The organism is Micromonospora sp. M61 (assembly GCF_018070245.1).
Lineage (GTDB): Bacteria > Actinomycetota > Actinomycetes > Mycobacteriales > Micromonosporaceae > Micromonospora > Micromonospora zamorensis.
The window spans coordinates 127,410-141,826 of the sequence record NZ_JAGPYA010000001.1 but is presented as its reverse complement, the minus strand read 5'-3'; the positions used below and the strand labels follow the sequence as shown (position 1 = coordinate 141,826).

12 protein-coding genes are annotated in these 14,417 nt (G+C 70.3%); 5 read left to right on the top strand and 7 right to left on the bottom strand.

Features of this window, described 5'->3' with window-relative positions; translation table 11 throughout:
- Positions 1-83: 83 nt before the first annotated feature.
- The 5 genes from ftsX to pruA form a co-directional block, all read right to left on the bottom strand.
- Positions 84-959, bottom strand: a complete 876-nt coding sequence (gene ftsX, locus KBX34_RS00655; RefSeq protein WP_088946331.1) for a permease-like cell division protein FtsX — start codon at positions 957-959, stop codon at positions 84-86.
- A gap of 67 nt (positions 960-1,026) precedes the next feature.
- Positions 1,027-1,707, bottom strand: a complete 681-nt coding sequence (gene ftsE / locus KBX34_RS00650; protein ID WP_030331491.1) for a cell division ATP-binding protein FtsE — start codon at positions 1,705-1,707, stop codon at positions 1,027-1,029.
- A 118-nt stretch (positions 1,708-1,825) separates the two neighbouring features.
- Positions 1,826-2,947: a peptide chain release factor 2 gene (gene prfB / locus KBX34_RS00645; RefSeq protein WP_088946330.1), complete on the bottom strand. Its 1,122-nt coding sequence runs from the start codon at positions 2,945-2,947 to the stop codon at positions 1,826-1,828.
- 121 nt (positions 2,948-3,068) lie between these two features.
- Positions 3,069-3,584 carry a PadR family transcriptional regulator gene (locus KBX34_RS00640; RefSeq protein ID WP_099850731.1) on the bottom strand — a complete coding sequence of 172 codons (516 nt, stop codon included), beginning with the start codon at positions 3,582-3,584 and terminating at the stop codon, positions 3,069-3,071.
- A gap of 178 nt (positions 3,585-3,762) precedes the next feature.
- Positions 3,763-5,391 (bottom strand): L-glutamate gamma-semialdehyde dehydrogenase, encoded by a 1,629-nt coding sequence (gene pruA / locus KBX34_RS00635; RefSeq protein WP_099850729.1) that lies wholly within the window; start codon positions 5,389-5,391, stop codon positions 3,763-3,765.
- Between the two features lie 383 nt (positions 5,392-5,774).
- On the opposite strand from pruA, the gene KBX34_RS00630 reads away from it, so the two are divergent.
- On the top strand, positions 5,775-6,866 hold the full coding sequence (locus KBX34_RS00630; RefSeq protein WP_247671279.1) for a hypothetical protein: 1,092 nt from the start codon (positions 5,775-5,777) through the stop codon (positions 6,864-6,866).
- A gap of 123 nt (positions 6,867-6,989) precedes the next feature.
- On the opposite strand, the gene KBX34_RS00625 is transcribed toward KBX34_RS00630, so the two are convergent.
- Positions 6,990-7,499: a hypothetical protein gene (locus tag KBX34_RS00625; protein ID WP_210793177.1), complete on the bottom strand. Its 510-nt coding sequence runs from the start codon at positions 7,497-7,499 to the stop codon at positions 6,990-6,992.
- A gap of 207 nt (positions 7,500-7,706) precedes the next feature.
- On the opposite strand from KBX34_RS00625, the gene KBX34_RS00620 reads away from it, so the two are divergent.
- Together KBX34_RS00620 and KBX34_RS00615 are read left to right on the top strand one after the other, a co-directional pair.
- Entirely contained in the window at positions 7,707-7,934 is a 228-nt protein-coding gene (locus KBX34_RS00620; protein WP_088946326.1) for a helix-turn-helix domain-containing protein, read from the top strand.
- A 239-nt stretch (positions 7,935-8,173) separates the two neighbouring features.
- Positions 8,174-8,764 carry an Rv3235 family protein gene (locus KBX34_RS00615; protein ID WP_141907976.1) on the top strand — a complete coding sequence of 197 codons (591 nt, stop codon included), beginning with the start codon at positions 8,174-8,176 and terminating at the stop codon, positions 8,762-8,764.
- Positions 8,765-9,007: 243 nt separating this feature from the next.
- Here the strand turns inward: KBX34_RS00615 and secA are convergent, their stop codons facing one another.
- The gene (gene secA / locus KBX34_RS00610) at positions 9,008-11,935 is read right to left on the bottom strand and encodes a preprotein translocase subunit SecA (protein ID WP_210922629.1); all 2,928 of its coding nucleotides are present in this window, start codon (positions 11,933-11,935) and stop codon (positions 9,008-9,010) included.
- A 168-nt stretch (positions 11,936-12,103) separates the two neighbouring features.
- Between secA and KBX34_RS00605 the strand changes: the two genes are divergently transcribed.
- Together KBX34_RS00605 and KBX34_RS00600 are read left to right on the top strand one after the other, a co-directional pair.
- Complete coding sequence (locus KBX34_RS00605) at positions 12,104-13,255, top strand: GNAT family N-acetyltransferase (RefSeq protein WP_210922627.1); 1,152 nt, start codon at positions 12,104-12,106, stop codon at positions 13,253-13,255.
- Positions 13,252-14,364, top strand: coding sequence for a GNAT family N-acetyltransferase (locus KBX34_RS00600; RefSeq protein WP_210922625.1), 1,113 nt, complete (start codon positions 13,252-13,254; stop codon positions 14,362-14,364). The genes KBX34_RS00605 and KBX34_RS00600 overlap by 4 nt, the downstream gene beginning before the upstream one ends.
- The last annotated feature ends 53 nt before the right edge of the window (positions 14,365-14,417 follow it).

The window sequence follows — 14,417 nt, the reverse complement described above, 5'->3', positions numbered from 1 at the left end:
CCGAACAAGAAGGACCCTCCCGCGCCGTTTATTTCCGGCTGCGGGAGGGTCCTCGGGAGACGACGGGACGACCCGTCCGGTGCCTAGACCCGCAGGTAGAAGCGCAGGGTGATCCAGGCGGTGGCCGCGCTCACCAGACCACCGACGCCGGCCATCAGCGGGAAGATGAACAGGATGTCGCCCCAGCTGATCGGCGAGAGCAGACCCTGCAACGCGCTCAACGACCCGTCGAAGAGCAGATACTTCGCCGCGACCAGGGCGACCAGACCGAGCAGCGAGCCGATCAGGCCGGCCACCACCGCCTCCAGCACGAACGGCGCCTGGATGAACCAGTTGGACGCACCGACAAGCTTCATGACCGCGACCTCACGTCGCTTGCTGTACGCCGCCACCTGAATGGTGTTCGCGACCAGCAGCAGGGCGGCAATCGCCATCACGATGGCGGCGGCCAGCGCGATGTTCTGGATCGAGGTGAGGATGTTGAAGATCTTGTCGAGGAGTTTGCTCTGGTCGACGATCTCGTCGACGCCGTCGGTCTCCTTGTACTGGTCGTAGATGTCGCGGTACTGCTCCGGGTTGTTCAGCGTGATCCGGAAGGACTCGGGCAGCTGGTCCGGCTTGACCGCGTTCACCAGGTCCGGCGCGTCCTGGTACATCGTCTTGAAGCGCTCGTACGCCTGGGCCTTGTCGACGTAGATGACCTCCTTGACCAGGGGGTCACCCTCCAACTTGCCCTTCAGCTCGGTGCGCTGCGGCTCGCTCACCTCCTGGTTCAGGAAGATCGCGACCTGGATGTTCTTGAAGTAGAGGTCCTTCATGTCGTCGACCTGGCGGTACAGCAGACCGCTGGCGCCGAGCATGGTCAGCGAGACCGCCATCGTGATGATCATCGCGATGGACATGGTCACGTTGCGCCACAGTCCGACCAATACCTCGGACAGGACGTATTTCACGCGCATCGGGGGTTCCTCCGGGTCTCCGGCATGAGGTGTTCGTCGTCAGGCTGCGCAGGGGTGGAGCGCCGGCTCACCCGTAGACGCCGCGGGCCTGGTCACGGACGATGCGACCGCTCTCGATCTCGACGACGCGGCGGCGCATCTGATTCACGATGTTGGAGTCGTGGGTGACCATCACGACGGTCGTGCCGGTGCGGTTGATCCGGTCCAGCAGACGCATGATCTCGATCGAGGTGTCCGGGTCCAGGTTTCCGGTGGGCTCGTCCGCCAGCAGGATCAGCGGACGGTTCACGAACGCCCGGGCGACGGCGACCCGCTGCTGCTCACCACCGGAGAGCTCGTGCGGGTAGCGGTGCTCCTTGCCACCGAGCCCGACCAGCTCCAGCACCTCCGGCACGACCCGGCGGGCAACCGCCTTCGTCTTGCCGATCACCTCGAGGGCGAACGCCACGTTCTCGTACGCGGTGCGGTTCGGCAGCAGCCGGAAGTCCTGGAAGACACAGCCGATCGAGCGTCGGAAGTGGGGTCGCTTCCAGGAACGCATCGACGTGACGTCCTTGCCGTTGACCACGACGCGGCCCTTGTTGGGGGCCACCTCGTGCAGCAGCATCTTGATGATTGTGGACTTGCCGGAGCCGGATGGACCGATGAAGAAGACGAACTCGCCCTTCTCGATCGAGACGGACACGTTGTCGAGCGAAGGCCGGGACGCCTTCGGGTACGTCTTCGTCACTTGCTCAAGCTGAATCACGGGTGGTGAGTCTACGCGGTGTAACAACTGAGCCAAGCCCCACGCCCCGCCGATCCGCCACGAGTCGTCGAATCAGGCCTCTACCTGGAGATCGATGACGCGCTCCGCCCGCGAGCCGTCACGCACCGTCGTTGGCGAGTTGACGCTGCTTGCGCCAACGGATGCCGGCCTCGATGAATTCGTCGAGGTCGCCGTCGAAGACCCCGCTCGGATTGCCGGTCTCCTGCTCAGTTCGGAGATCCTTCACCATCTGATACGGGTGCAGGACGTAGGAGCGCATCTGGTCGCCCCACGAGCTGGTGCCGCCGCTCTTGAGGCCGGCCATCTTCTCTTCCTCCTCCTGGCGCTTGCGCTCCAGGAGCCGGGCCTGGAGCACCCGCAGCGCGGAGGCCTTGTTCTGCAACTGGGACTTCTCGTTCTGGCAGGTCACCACGATGCCGGTCGGGATGTGGGTCAGCCGGACCGCCGAGTCGGTGGTGTTGACGCTCTGCCCACCGGGGCCGGAGGAGCGGTAGACGTCGACGCGTACCTCGTTCTCCGGGATGTCGATGTGGTCGGTCTGCTCGGTGACCGGCAGGACCTCGACGCCCGCGAAGCTGGTCTGCCGACGGCCCTGGTTGTCGAACGGGCTGATCCGGACCAGCCGGTGGGTGCCCGACTCGACGCTGAGCGTGCCGTAGGCGTACGGCACCTTCACCGCGAAGGTGGCCGACTTCAGGCCCGCCTCCTCGGCGTACGAGGTCTCGTAGACCTCGGTCGGGTAGCCGTGCCGCTCCGCCCAGCGCAGGTACATCCGCAGCAGCATCTCGGCGAAGTCCGCCGCGTCCACGCCACCGGCGCCGGCCCGGATGGCGACCAGCGCCTCCCGGGAGTCGTACTCGCCGGAGAGCAGGGTGCGGACCTCCATCTCCTGGATGGCCTTGGTCAGCCCGGTGATCTCACCCTCGACCTCGGTGAGCACACCCGGGTCGGATTCGGCCTCGGCCAGCTCCAGCAGCACCCGGGCGTCGTCGAGCTGGGAACGCAGACTGCCCAGCTTGCTGATCTCGCCGTTGACGTACGACAGCTGTGAGGTCACCTGCTGAGCCTTGGCCTGGTCGTCCCAGAGGTCGGGGGCGGACGCCTCCTGCTCAAGGCGGGCCTTGTCCTCGTGGAGGCGGTCGAGGTTGAGGACGGCCTCGATGTTTCGCAGGGTCGCGTCGAGTTCCTTGAGCTGTTCGGCGTAATCGGCAGCGGTCACGACAGATAAGCGTACTGCGCGGGCGAGGAGTGAGCTTGCGAGCCCCGCAGGCCGACGCCAAATTGACGCTGCGCCATTGCAGGCTGCTCAGCTCGTTGCCGGTGGGCGAACCCGCCCGGCGTCACCCGACGGGGGCGGTCTTCAACCACGACAGGGCGGCCCGGTGGTAGGCGACGGCGAACTCCAGCGCGCTGGCGTCGTACGTCTCGCCGTCCCGTTTGGCGTTCTTGACCTGTTCCCGGACCTGGGCGAGGGCCTCGGTGTGGTATTCGTTGGCCGAGGCGTACAGGCCCTTCAGCTGGCTGGCCGAGTGCAGGTTGCCGAACGCCATCCGCAGCGCGATCGGGTTGCGGATGGTGTCCCGCCCCGGGTTCTCCGCCAGCCAGCGGGAAAACGTCCGTTTCCCACTGGCGGTGAGTGCGTACGGCTGGCTCATCCGCGGCCCCGGCTTACCGAGACGCACGAAACCCCGCTCGGCCAGCACCGGCAATTCGCGGTAGACCTGGCTGCGGGTCATCGACCAGTACGGCGCCAGACGGCGCTCAGCGGCGGCCATCAACTGACCGCCTGTCATCGGGCCCTCGTGGAGGAGCCCGAGCAGGGCCGCCGCCGTAGGGTTGACTCCGGAATCCGCCATGCCCACTACGCTGCCACTTTGCGCACGCGGCGTCCAGGATTTGCCAGTTTGCCACCCAACAGGACTTCCTAAGTGCACTGTCGGCGACAGACTGTCCGTTGAGGACTTTCGATGGATCAGGACCCTCGGCCGACCCACCGGCGGCTCCGCGCACCGCCGGCGGGTCGTCGCCGCAGGGTCAGCCCATGTGGGGGTACGTGTGGTCGGTCGGCGGCACGAAGGTCTCCTTGATCGTCCGCGGCGACACCCAGCGGACCAGGTTGAGCCAGGAGCCCGCCTTGTCGTTGGTGCCGCTGGCCCGGGCGCCGCCGAAGGGCTGCTGCCCGACCACCGCGCCGGTCGGCTTGTCGTTGATGTAGAAGTTGCCGGCCGCGTACCGCATGCGCTCGGCGACCGCGTCGACCACCCGGCGGTCGGTGGCGAACACCGAGCCGGTCAGCGCGTACGGGGCGATCGACTCGGCCTGCGCCACCACGTCGTCGAAGCGGGCGTCGTCGAACACGTGCACGCCCAGGATCGGCCCGAAGTATTCGGTGGTGAAGGTCTCGTGGGCGGCGTCGCCGCACTCGAAGAGCGTCGGCCGGACGAAGTAGCCGACCGAGTCGTCGGCGGTGCCACCGGCCAGCACCCGGCAGGAGTCGTCACCGGCGATCAGCTCCAGCGCCGCGGTGTGCCGGGCGAAGGCCTTGTCGTCGATCACCGCGCCGCCGAAGTTGCTGAAGTCGGCCACGTCGCCGTACGTCAGCGAATCGGTGGTGGCGGCCAGCCGGTCGCGCAGGCCACCCTCCCAGATCGAACGCGGCACGTACGCCCGCGAGGCCGCCGAGCACTTCTGACCCTGGTATTCGTAGGCGCCACGGATCAGCGCGGTGTGCAGGGCGTCCACGTCGGCACTGGTGTGCGCGACCACGAAGTCCTTGCCGCCGGTCTCGCCGACGAGGCGCGGGTAGCCCCGGTAACGGGCGATGTTGTCGCCAACGGTCCGCCACAACTGCTGGAAGACCTTGGTCGAGCCGGTGAAGTGGATGCCGGCCAGGTCCGGGTCGGCGAGCACGACGTCGGACACCTCCTCGCCACGACCGGTGACCATGTTGATCACGCCGGGCGGCAGGCCGGCGGCCTCGAACAGCCGCATGGTGAAGTGCGCGGCGAACTGCTGGGTCGGGCCCGGCTTCCAGATCACCGTGTTGCCCAGCAGGGCCGGCGCCGACGGCAGGTTGCCCGCGATGGCGGTGAAGTTGAACGGGGTGACCGCGTAGACGAAGCCCTCCAGCGGGCGGTGGTCGAACCGGTTCCAGACCCCCGGCGAGGACGCGGGCTGCTCTTCCAGCAGGCGGCGGGCGAAGTGCACGTTGAACCGGAGGAAGTCGATGAACTCGCAGGCGGCGTCGATCTCCGCCTGGATCGCGGTCTTCGACTGGCCCAGCATGGTGGCGGCGTTGAGCGTGTCGCGCCACGGCCCGGCGAGCAGCTCGGCGGCGCGCAGGAAGATCGCGGCGCGCTCCTCGAACGGCAGCGCCCGCCACATCGGGGCGGCGTCCTTGGCCGCCTTGATCGCGGCGTGGGCGTCGTCGTGGGTGGCGTGCCCGGTCACGCCCAGCACGTGCGCGTGCCGGTGCGGCTGCACCACGTCGATCGAGTCACCGGCAGCCATCCGCTGCTCGCCAGCAATGGTCATCGGCAGGTCGATGCGCTCGGCGGCGAGCTCGGTCAGCCGCCGCTGGAGCCGGTCCCGGTCGGGGCTGCCCGGCTCGTAGTTGCGAACCGGCTCGTTGCGCGGCTCGGGAACGGAGAACACGGCATCCATCAAGGCTCCTGGCGATCTCGACAGCAGTGGCGAAACCGGACCCGCAGGCACCGACCGGACGGCCGGACACCGGACGCTACCCGGGAGGGCCGAGCAGCGGCGGGACCTCCCGTGATTCTCCCACGAAGGGCTGCACGCCCCACTTCCGCCACCGCCCTCGCCAAGGACCGACCCACCCCTCCTCCCCTTACCGATCGAGCTCGATCCGACGACCCGCCCGTACGCCGGCAGCCCCTCACCCGCCCGTCGAGTGACCGCGTCGCCTGCACACCCGGGGAGCCCCGCCCCGGCGTACCCGCTCGCGGTCGTCCCGGGGCGGCGGGTGACCCGGCGGGCCCGCGTACCCTGAATGGTCGGTGACCTGCCGCCTCGAAGGGGAGACGATGACCAAGCAGCCCGGCCGCGTCCCGGCCGCGGAGTCGGACGACCCGTCGGCCGACGCGGCCAGCCCCAGCAGCCGGCCGCTGCCCGCCCCCGGCGCGGCGATCCTCGCGCTGCTGGCGCTCGGGTGGCTGACCGCCATGCTCTGGTCCACCCGGGAGGCCACCACCTCGGCGGCCGCCGGGGTCACCGCGATCAGCCTCTCCGCGTTCGCCCTGCCCGGCGTGATCTCGGCCGCGCTGGTGGCCGGCGCGGCCGTCGCGCTGGCCGCGGGCAACCTGCTGTCCCGCCGGTACGGCGAATGGGTCACCCTGCGCTTCGCCGGGGCGATCGGTGGCGGGATGCTCGTCGGTCTGGCTGCCGCGCTGGCGATCAACCTCACCTACTTCGACACCTCGACCACCAACGTGATCGCCGGCACCACGGCGGCGGCGGCGATCATCGGTGGCGCGGTGGCCGGCGCACGGTCCGCTCCGGCGGTCGGCGCTGTGGTGACCGCCGCGCTGGGCACCCTGATCTTCGTGGTCGCGTTCAGCCGCGCCCGGGACCCGCTGTTCGACCTCTTCGGGGCCGGCGACAGCCAGGAGTCGGTGGTCAACGCGGCCAAGTGGGTGTCCCGCACCGAGTCACTCGTCGCCGGGCTCCTCGCCGGGCTCCTCGCCTTCGGCTACCTGACCTGGGCGCGGCGTCGGGCCCTCCGCCACGATCCCGCGGCCCCGGCGCTGCGCTGGCCGGCGTACCTGCTCGCCGGCGCCGGCCCCGGCCTGCTCCTGCTGCTCGCCGAGATGATCATCCGGGTCGGGGGCCGGTCGCTGCTCGACCTGGCCAGCGCGCTCAGCGAAGCGGACGCGGTGGCGCAGACCTCGCTGGGCACGTCGCGGGTGGACAACGGAATCTGGGTGCTCTTCGTGGGGGCGCTGACCGCGCTCATCGCGTTCGGCCGCACCCTCGGCCCGGCCCACACCGACGACGAACCCGACGACAACCCCGAGCCCGTCGCGGCCCGGGTCGACCCCGAGGACGACGAGGCCAGCCCGGCCGAGACGTTCGGCACGTTCGACGCGGACCCGGCCAAGGCCGACCCGTCCCGCTGACGTCGGCCGGCGTCCGGCGTCCGTCGGCCGGCGTCCGGCGTCCGGCGTCCGGCGTCCGGCGTCCGGCGTCCGGCGTCCGGCGTCCGGCGTCCGGCGTCCGGCGTCCGGCGTCCGGCGTCCGGCTCAGTTGACTGCGCGCAGCAGCAGGTCCAGCTCCGTCACGTCGTACCACTCCAGCTCGTGGTCCTCAGCGCCGTCGACGGCGAACTGGGCATCGGGGTCGCCAGCGGCGGCCTCGGTCACCACGTCGGCCGCCGCCGTGACGTCCTCGACCGCGTCCGCTCCATCCACGTGGATGGCCGCGATGGCACCAACCGGCACGGCGTCGGCCAACGTCACCATGCTGGAACCCAGCTCACCGTCGCCCCGCCCGACCGCGCCGGCCGGCAGGTCGACCGAAACGACGACGCGGCGGCGGGGCGCCGTCGGGTCCTCCCGGAGCAGGTGCAGCGCGTCCTGGGCGGCCCGCGTGAACGCGACGTACTCCAACTCCTCCTCGTCGCCCTCGGCGTACCACTCACGCAGCGCCGGGGTCACGGCATGCGCATCGTCGGCAGCCAACCCCTCCTCACGCAGCCGGGTCAGCATCGGTACGGTCGCCGGCACGTACACCCGGACAAGCTCCTCGGTCACCGGTCGTCTCCCCGCTTCGTCCACCACCGGCGGCCGCCGGCACGGGCGCAGATCATGCCGCACGCCGTGACCGTCATACACCCCCGCCTCCGGTCGGTGGAAGTTCCCGGCCGGTGTGTCCGGCTGGCCACTCTGACGGCCCGGCGCTGGGCGGCACGGGCTGTCGGTGGCAAACTGAGCCAAACGACATCAACCCCGGGAGTTCCTGTGGAGCCGAGGTTCCTGCTGCTCTCCGACGTAGCCACCGAGCTGAATGTGTCGGACTCGCAGGTCTACCACATGGTGCGCAGCGGTGAACTGCCCGCGATCAAGATCGGTGGACGCGGCCAGTGGCGCGTCGAGCGCGCGCGCCTGGAGGAGTACATAGCGCGCAAGTACGACGAGACTGCGGAGTGGGTCCAGAGCAACCCCCTGGTCGATCGCGACCCGGAGTAGCAGCGGCTGGCGCCCCCGCGTCTCAGCGCCGCCGACTCACCGCCGGTGCTTGATCCACTCCGTTTCAAGGAAAGCGCGGTGTCCAGGCCGTGCGGATACCGCGACTTCGGCAAACCCGAGTGGATCAAGCCGTGCGCTCGGCAGGGTCGTCGCTCAACCATTGACCGAGGCCTCTTTATCCGTGAGAATTGGCCAGTCGGAGGCAAACGAACGCAAACGCAAGATCGAAGGGGGCCAAGATGAGCCAGGCGCAACCCGGCCCTCACCGACCACCCGTGCGGCTGCGCCCAGTCCCACCCATCGATCCGCCGTACGCCGACGAGGCCGACGGGTCGTACTGGCCGGCACCCGTGCACGGCCAACTCGCCCTTGACCTGTTCGCCTCGACCCGGCCAGACCCGGTCCGACCACCCGAGCGCCGGGGCGCACTCCGCCCGGTGCCGAGCCGGTCCACCACCCACCCGGTAACGCCGCTGCCACCGGCGACCGCCCCGGAAGCCACCCGAGCCGCGCATCGCTTCGTCGGCACCTGCCTGGAGGTGATCAACGGCTACCGGTCCCCGGCGCAGGTGCGGGCACTGCTCGACCCGCCCCGAGCGAGTGACCTGCTGACCGAGTTGGCCCGCGCGTCCGGGCGGACCGGCGCACCTCGCCGTCGCGCCAACCGGCCGGTCGTCCGGCTGCTGCGCCTACGCGTCTGCGAACCCCGCGAGGCCGCAGTGGAGGCGGCTGCCGTCCTCACCGGTGCGGGCGGCCGAAGCTGGGCAATGGCGCTCCGCCTGGAACACCGTCGGGGCCGGTGGCTCTGCACCGCCCTGCACGTCCTCTGACCGCACCAGCAGCACCGTGCTGAGCCGGATCGGACCGCGCCAGCCAGGCCAAGCCGGCCAAAACCGGGCCGGATTGGCTTGATCAACTCGGGTTTCAGGAAATCCGGCCATCAACCTGACGTTGACCCCCCGACTTCCTGAAAACCGAGATGATCATCGCCACGCGAACCGGGGGCGTGACGCCGGGAGACGACGAACGGGTCCCGGCCTGATGGCCGGGACCCGTTCGTCAGGTGCTGTCGGTCAGTTGCCGCCGTTGGGTGCGCCGTGGCAGCGCTTGTACTTGCGGCCAGAGCCACACGGGCACGGCGCGTTGCGGGACGGACCGTTGCTCGCCTCGGCCTGGTTCGCTGCCGGCCGGCGGGAAGCGGCGGACGGAACCGCCGGGCCGCGAAGCCCGGAGGCGGGCCGCTGCGGGGCGGACGGCGCGGTCTGCCCCGGTGCCGCGGGAGCACCCGGGGCCGGTCGACCCACGCCGAGCGCCGGAGCCTGCTGCTCGGCCTGTTCGACGGCGACCGCGCCGGGGCTGGCCTCACCGTCGATGGTGGGAGCGGAGTATTGCAGGCCCTGCCGCTGCGGAGCGCGGTTGAGGCCCTTGGCCCGGATCTCCACCGGCTTGTCGAGCAGCGCGACCTCTTCGGAACCCTCCTCAGGCTCCGGTTCGGTCACCTGGACGTCGACGTTGTAGAGGAAGCCGACCGTCTCCTCCTTGATGCCTTCCATCATGGTGGCGAACATGTCGAAGCCCTCGCGCTGGTATTCCACCACCGGGTCGCGCTGGGCGTACGCCCGGAGGTTGATGCCCTCCTGGAGGTAGTCCATCTCGTAGAGGTGCTCGCGCCACTTGCGGTCGATGACCTGGAGCAGCACCATCCGCTCGAGCTGGCGCACCCCCTCGGTGCCGACCTGCTCCTCGCGCCGGTCGTACGCGGCGTTCGCGTCATCCTTGAGGCGGGAGACCAGGAAGTCGGCGTCCATGCCGGCACGCGAGCCGCCGGCCTCCTCCTCCAGCTCCTCGATCGTCACACCGACCGGGTAGAGCTGCTTCAGGCTGGACCAGAGCTGCTCAAGGTCCCAGTCCTCGCCGTAGCCGTCGGAGGTGGCACCCCGCACGTACGCCTCGACGGTGTCGTCGATCATGTTGCGGACCTGCTCGGAGAGGTCTTCGCCGTTGAGCACCCGGAGCCGCTCGGCGTAGACGACCTGGCGCTGCTTGTTGAGCACCTCGTCGTACTTGAGCACGTTCTTGCGGATCTCAGCGTTCTGGCCCTCGATCTGGGCCTGGGCGCTCTTGATCTGCCGGGTGACCATCTTCGACTCGATGGGCACGTCTTCCGGGATGTTGAAGCGCTCCATCACGGCCTCGACCGCTCCGGCCCGGAAGCGCCGCATCAGCTCGTCCTGGAGGGACAGGTAGAACCGGGACTCGCCCGGGTCACCCTGTCGGCCGGCGCGACCGCGCAGCTGGTTGTCGATCCGCCGGGACTCGTGCCGCTCGGTGCCCAGCACGTAGAGGCCGCCGGCGGCGGAGACCTCGTCCGCCTCGGCGTCGCAGGCCTGCTTCCACGTGGGAAGGACCTCCTCCATCGCCTTGGCGTACTCTTCCTCGTTTTCCAGCGGGTCGAGGCCGCGCTGGCGCAGCTCGTTCGCGGCGAGGAACTCGGGGTTGCCGCCGAGGAGGATGTCGGTGCCGCGGCCGGCCATGTTGGTGGCCACGGTGACCGCGCCCTTACGCCCGGCCTGGGCGACGATCTCGGCTTCCCGGGCGTGGAACTTGGCGTTCAGCACGTTGTGCGGGATGCCGCGTCGGCGCAAGAGCTGGGAGAGGATCTCGGAGTTTTCCACCGAGACGGTGCCGACCAGCACCGGCTGGCCCATCTGGTGCCGCTCGGCGATGTCCTCGATGACCGCGTTGAACTTGGCCTTTTCCGTCTTGTAGATGACGTCCGGCCGGTCTTCGCGAACCATCGGGCGGTGGGTCGGGATCGTCACGACGCCGACCTTGTAGACCTTGTTGAACTCGCTCGCCTCGGTCTGCGCCGTACCGGTCATCCCGGACAGCTTCTCGTAGAGGCGGAAGTAGTTCTGGAGGGTGATCGTGGCCAGGGTCTGGTTCTCCTGCTTGATCTCCACCCCTTCCTTGGCCTCGATCGCCTGGTGCATGCCCTCGTTGTAGCGACGGCCGTGCAGGATGCGACCGGTGAACTCGTCGACGATCAGGACCTCGCCGTCGCTGACGATGTAGTCCTTGTCGCGCTTGTAGAGCTCCTTGGCCTTGATGGCGTTGTTGAGGTAGCCGACCAGCGGGGTGTTGACCGACTCGTACAGGTTGTCGATGCCCAGCCGGTCCTCGACCTTGGCGACACCCCGCTCGGTCACGGCGATGGTGCGCTTGGAGTGGTCGACCTCGTAGTCGCCCTCACCGTCGGTGCCGGGCTGGAGCCGGGCCACCACGCCGGCGAACTCGCCGTACCAGCGGGCCGAGTGCTCGGCCGGGCCGGAGATGATCAGCGGGGTGCGTGCCTCGTCGATCAGGATGGAGTCGACCTCGTCGACCACTGCGAAGTTGTGGCCGCGCTGGACCAGCTCTTCCTTCGACCAGGCCATGTTGTCGCGCAGGTAGTCGAAGCCGAACTCGTTGTTGGTGCCGTAGGTGATGTCGCACTCGTAGGCGGCCTTGTGCTCGGTGGCCGGCCGGTTGGGCAGCACCACGCCGACGGTCAGCCCGAGGAACTCGTGCACCCGGCCCATCCACGCCGCGTCGCGCTGGGCGAGGTAGTCGTTGACCGTGATGACGTGGACGCCCTTGCCGGACAGCGCGTTGAGGTAGACGGCCATGACCGAGGTCAGCGTCTTACCCTCACCGGTCTTCATCTCGGCGATGTTGCCGAAGTGCAGAGCCGCGCCGCCCATCACCTGGACGTCGTACGGGCGCTGGCCGAGCACCCGGGCGGCCGCCTCACGGGCCACCGCGAACGCCTCCGGCAGCAGGTCGTCGAGGGTCTCCCCCTCGTCGAGCCGCTCCCGGAACTGTTCGGTCATGCCGGCCAGTTCCTCGTCGGTGAGGTTGACGTAGTCGTCCTCGATCGAGCTGACGGCATTGGCGATGGCCTTGAGCCGCCGCACCATGCGGCCCTCGCCCGCGTTAAGGACCTTTTCCAGAATCGACACGGATCAACGCTCCCCTAGACAGTCTCGAACCATCGTAGGCGCTGCATCGGCCCGATGGTCACTGGTGGCGGTGCGCGACCCCGCCGAACCCGACATAACTCGCGTCCTGCGCACGCTCCAAACGTTATCCGGTTACGCCGTCGGCGAACGCTACGGCAGGATGCACGAGTGGAGCCCGTGGAGATCATCGAGGACGGCGTGCTGCTGCGGCCCTGGCGGGAGGCGGACGCCGAGGCCGTGCACCGAGCCTGTCAGGACCCGGACATTCAGCGCTGGACAACCGTACCCCGCCCATACCGCCCGGAACACGCTCGCGGTTTCGTCACCGAGATGAGCGGACAGGCCTGGGCGGAAGGCACCGGAGCCCCCTTCGCGGTCTGCGACCCGGCTACCGGCGACCTGCTCGGCTCGTGCGGGTTGATCTCGATCGACCAGGCCGGCACCGGTGAGGTGGGCTACTGGACCGCCCCCTGGGCGCGCGGCCGGGGAGTGATGGTACGGGCCACCCGGGCGCTGGCCCGCTGGTCCTTCGACAGCCTCGGGCTACGCCGGCTGATCTGGCACGCCGAGGTGGGCAACCACGCCTCCCGGCTGGTCGCACTACGCGCCGGCTTCCGGGGCGACGGCCGGCTGCGGATGGCCCACCCGACGCCGGACCGTGGCGCGGACACCTGGATCGGGTCGCTGCTGCCCGGCGAGGTGCCTGCACCCGGGTCGACCGGGCCGGCCGGCCCGGGCACCCTCGCCGCCCGGCGGGCCGCCGTCTTCGGCCGCCCGCAGCCCGTCCTGTTCGCCACGGCCGGCGCCGGCGAGATACGCCTGCGCCCCATGGAGGAGCAGGACCTGGACGCCGTGGTGCAGACCTGTCAGGACCCGGAGTCCGTCCGCTGGACGACGGTGCCGGACCCGTACGACCGCGCCGACGCGCAGGGTTACCGGATCCACGGCCAGGACGCCTGGGCCCGGGGGGACGCCGCCCACTTCGTGATCGCCGACGCGGACGACCGGTACGCGGGCTCGCTCGACCTGCGGCTCTCCCCCGCCGACGCGCTGCTGGCAGACGTGGGCTTCATGACCGCCCCGGCGGCCCGTGGCCGCGGGTACATGCCGGCCGCGCTGGTCGCGCTCAGCGCCTGGGGTTTCACGACGCTGGGCCTGGCCCGGATCGAGTGGAAGGCGAACGTGGGCAACACCGCCTCCCGCCGGGTGGCCGAGAAGGCGGGCTTCACGTTCGAGGGAACGGCCCGGGGCGGGGTGCAGCACCGCGGCGAGCGGGTCGACGTCTGGGTGGCCTCGTTGCTCAGCAAGGACCTGACATGAGCCTTGAGCAGGTCGTCGAGGCGCACGGGGTGCGACTGCGACCATTCCGCGCCGAGGACATCGCCGACGTGATCGACGGCTGCGCGGATCCGCTGACCCAGCGGTTCATCTCGGGGCTGCCGTCGCCGTACACCGAGACCGACGCCCGCTGGTGGATCGACGCCGGCGCTCCCGCGGCCTGGGCCGGCGGCGGCGCCGCGTACGCCATCGCGGACCCGGCCACCGACCGGCTGCTCGGCACGGTGGGGCTGAGCAATCCGGTGCCCACCCGGGGCCAGGCCGAGATCGGCTACTGGGTGCGGGCGGGGGCGCGCGGGCGCGGGGTGGCCGCGGCGGCGACCCGCGCGCTGAGCGAGCACGCGTTCGCCGCCGGGACGGCCCGGTTGGAACTGCTCACCGACGCGGAGAACGGGCCGAGCCAGCGGGTCGCGCTGGCCGCCGGCTTCCGCTACGAGGGTTCGCGGCGGTCGGCCGGTTGCAACCGGGACACGGGGCGGCACGATCTGCTGGCCTGGGTACGCCTCGCCGGGGATCCGCCCGGCCCGACCGCCCGGCTGCTGCCCGATCTGCCCGACGGTGTGCTCACCGATCAGGTGGTGGCGCTGCGCCGGCTCGCGCCCGGCGATGCGGAGCTGATGTACCGGCTGCACAGCCGACCCGAGGTGGTGGCGAACCAGGCACCGCCCGTACCGCCGACGCGGGAGGCGATCGAACGGCGCTGCTGTCTCGCGGAGAGCGGATGGCTGACCGGCGACATCGCCCGGCTGCTGATCACGGACGTGGCCAGCGGGGAGCCGGCGGGCAGTTGCGGGCTGTCGTACACCGACGTGGCCAGTGGCGAGGCGTCGGTCGGCTATGCGCTGCTGCCGGACTGGCGCGGCCGGGGGTACGCGACGCGGGCGATCCGACTGCTCGCCGGCTGGGCGTTCGGCCCAGCCGGGATGGCGCGGCTGACCGCCGGCACGGTGCCGGACAACACCGCGTCGCACCGCGTGCTGGAGCGGGTCGGGTTCGAGCGCGAGGCCCTGCAACGGGGCCGTCTGCCCGGGCTGGCCGGCACCCGCCTGGACGACCTGACCTTCGCGCTGCTGCCCACCGACCTCCGTTGACGGATCAGGGAGTTGTGGCGGGGGCTTCCCACCTCAACTCCCTGATCAACGCG

Bases quoted from the DNA above. Each gene is read 5' to 3' on its own strand.
- KBX34_RS00600 (WP_210922625.1), top strand. From the start codon at position 13,252: ATGAGCCTTGAGCAGGTCGTCGAGGCGCACGGGGTGCGACTGCGACCA.
- KBX34_RS00630 (WP_247671279.1), top strand. From the start codon at position 5,775: ATGACCAAGCAGCCCGGCCGCGTCCCGGCCGCGGAGTCGGACGACCCG.
- ftsX (WP_088946331.1), bottom strand. From the start codon at position 959: ATGCGCGTGAAATACGTCCTGTCCGAGGTATTGGTCGGACTGTGGCGC.
- KBX34_RS00615 (WP_141907976.1), top strand. From the start codon at position 8,174: ATGAGCCAGGCGCAACCCGGCCCTCACCGACCACCCGTGCGGCTGCGC.
- KBX34_RS00640 (WP_099850731.1), bottom strand. From the start codon at position 3,584: ATGGCGGATTCCGGAGTCAACCCTACGGCGGCGGCCCTGCTCGGGCTC.
- pruA (WP_099850729.1), bottom strand. From the start codon at position 5,391: ATGGATGCCGTGTTCTCCGTTCCCGAGCCGCGCAACGAGCCGGTTCGC.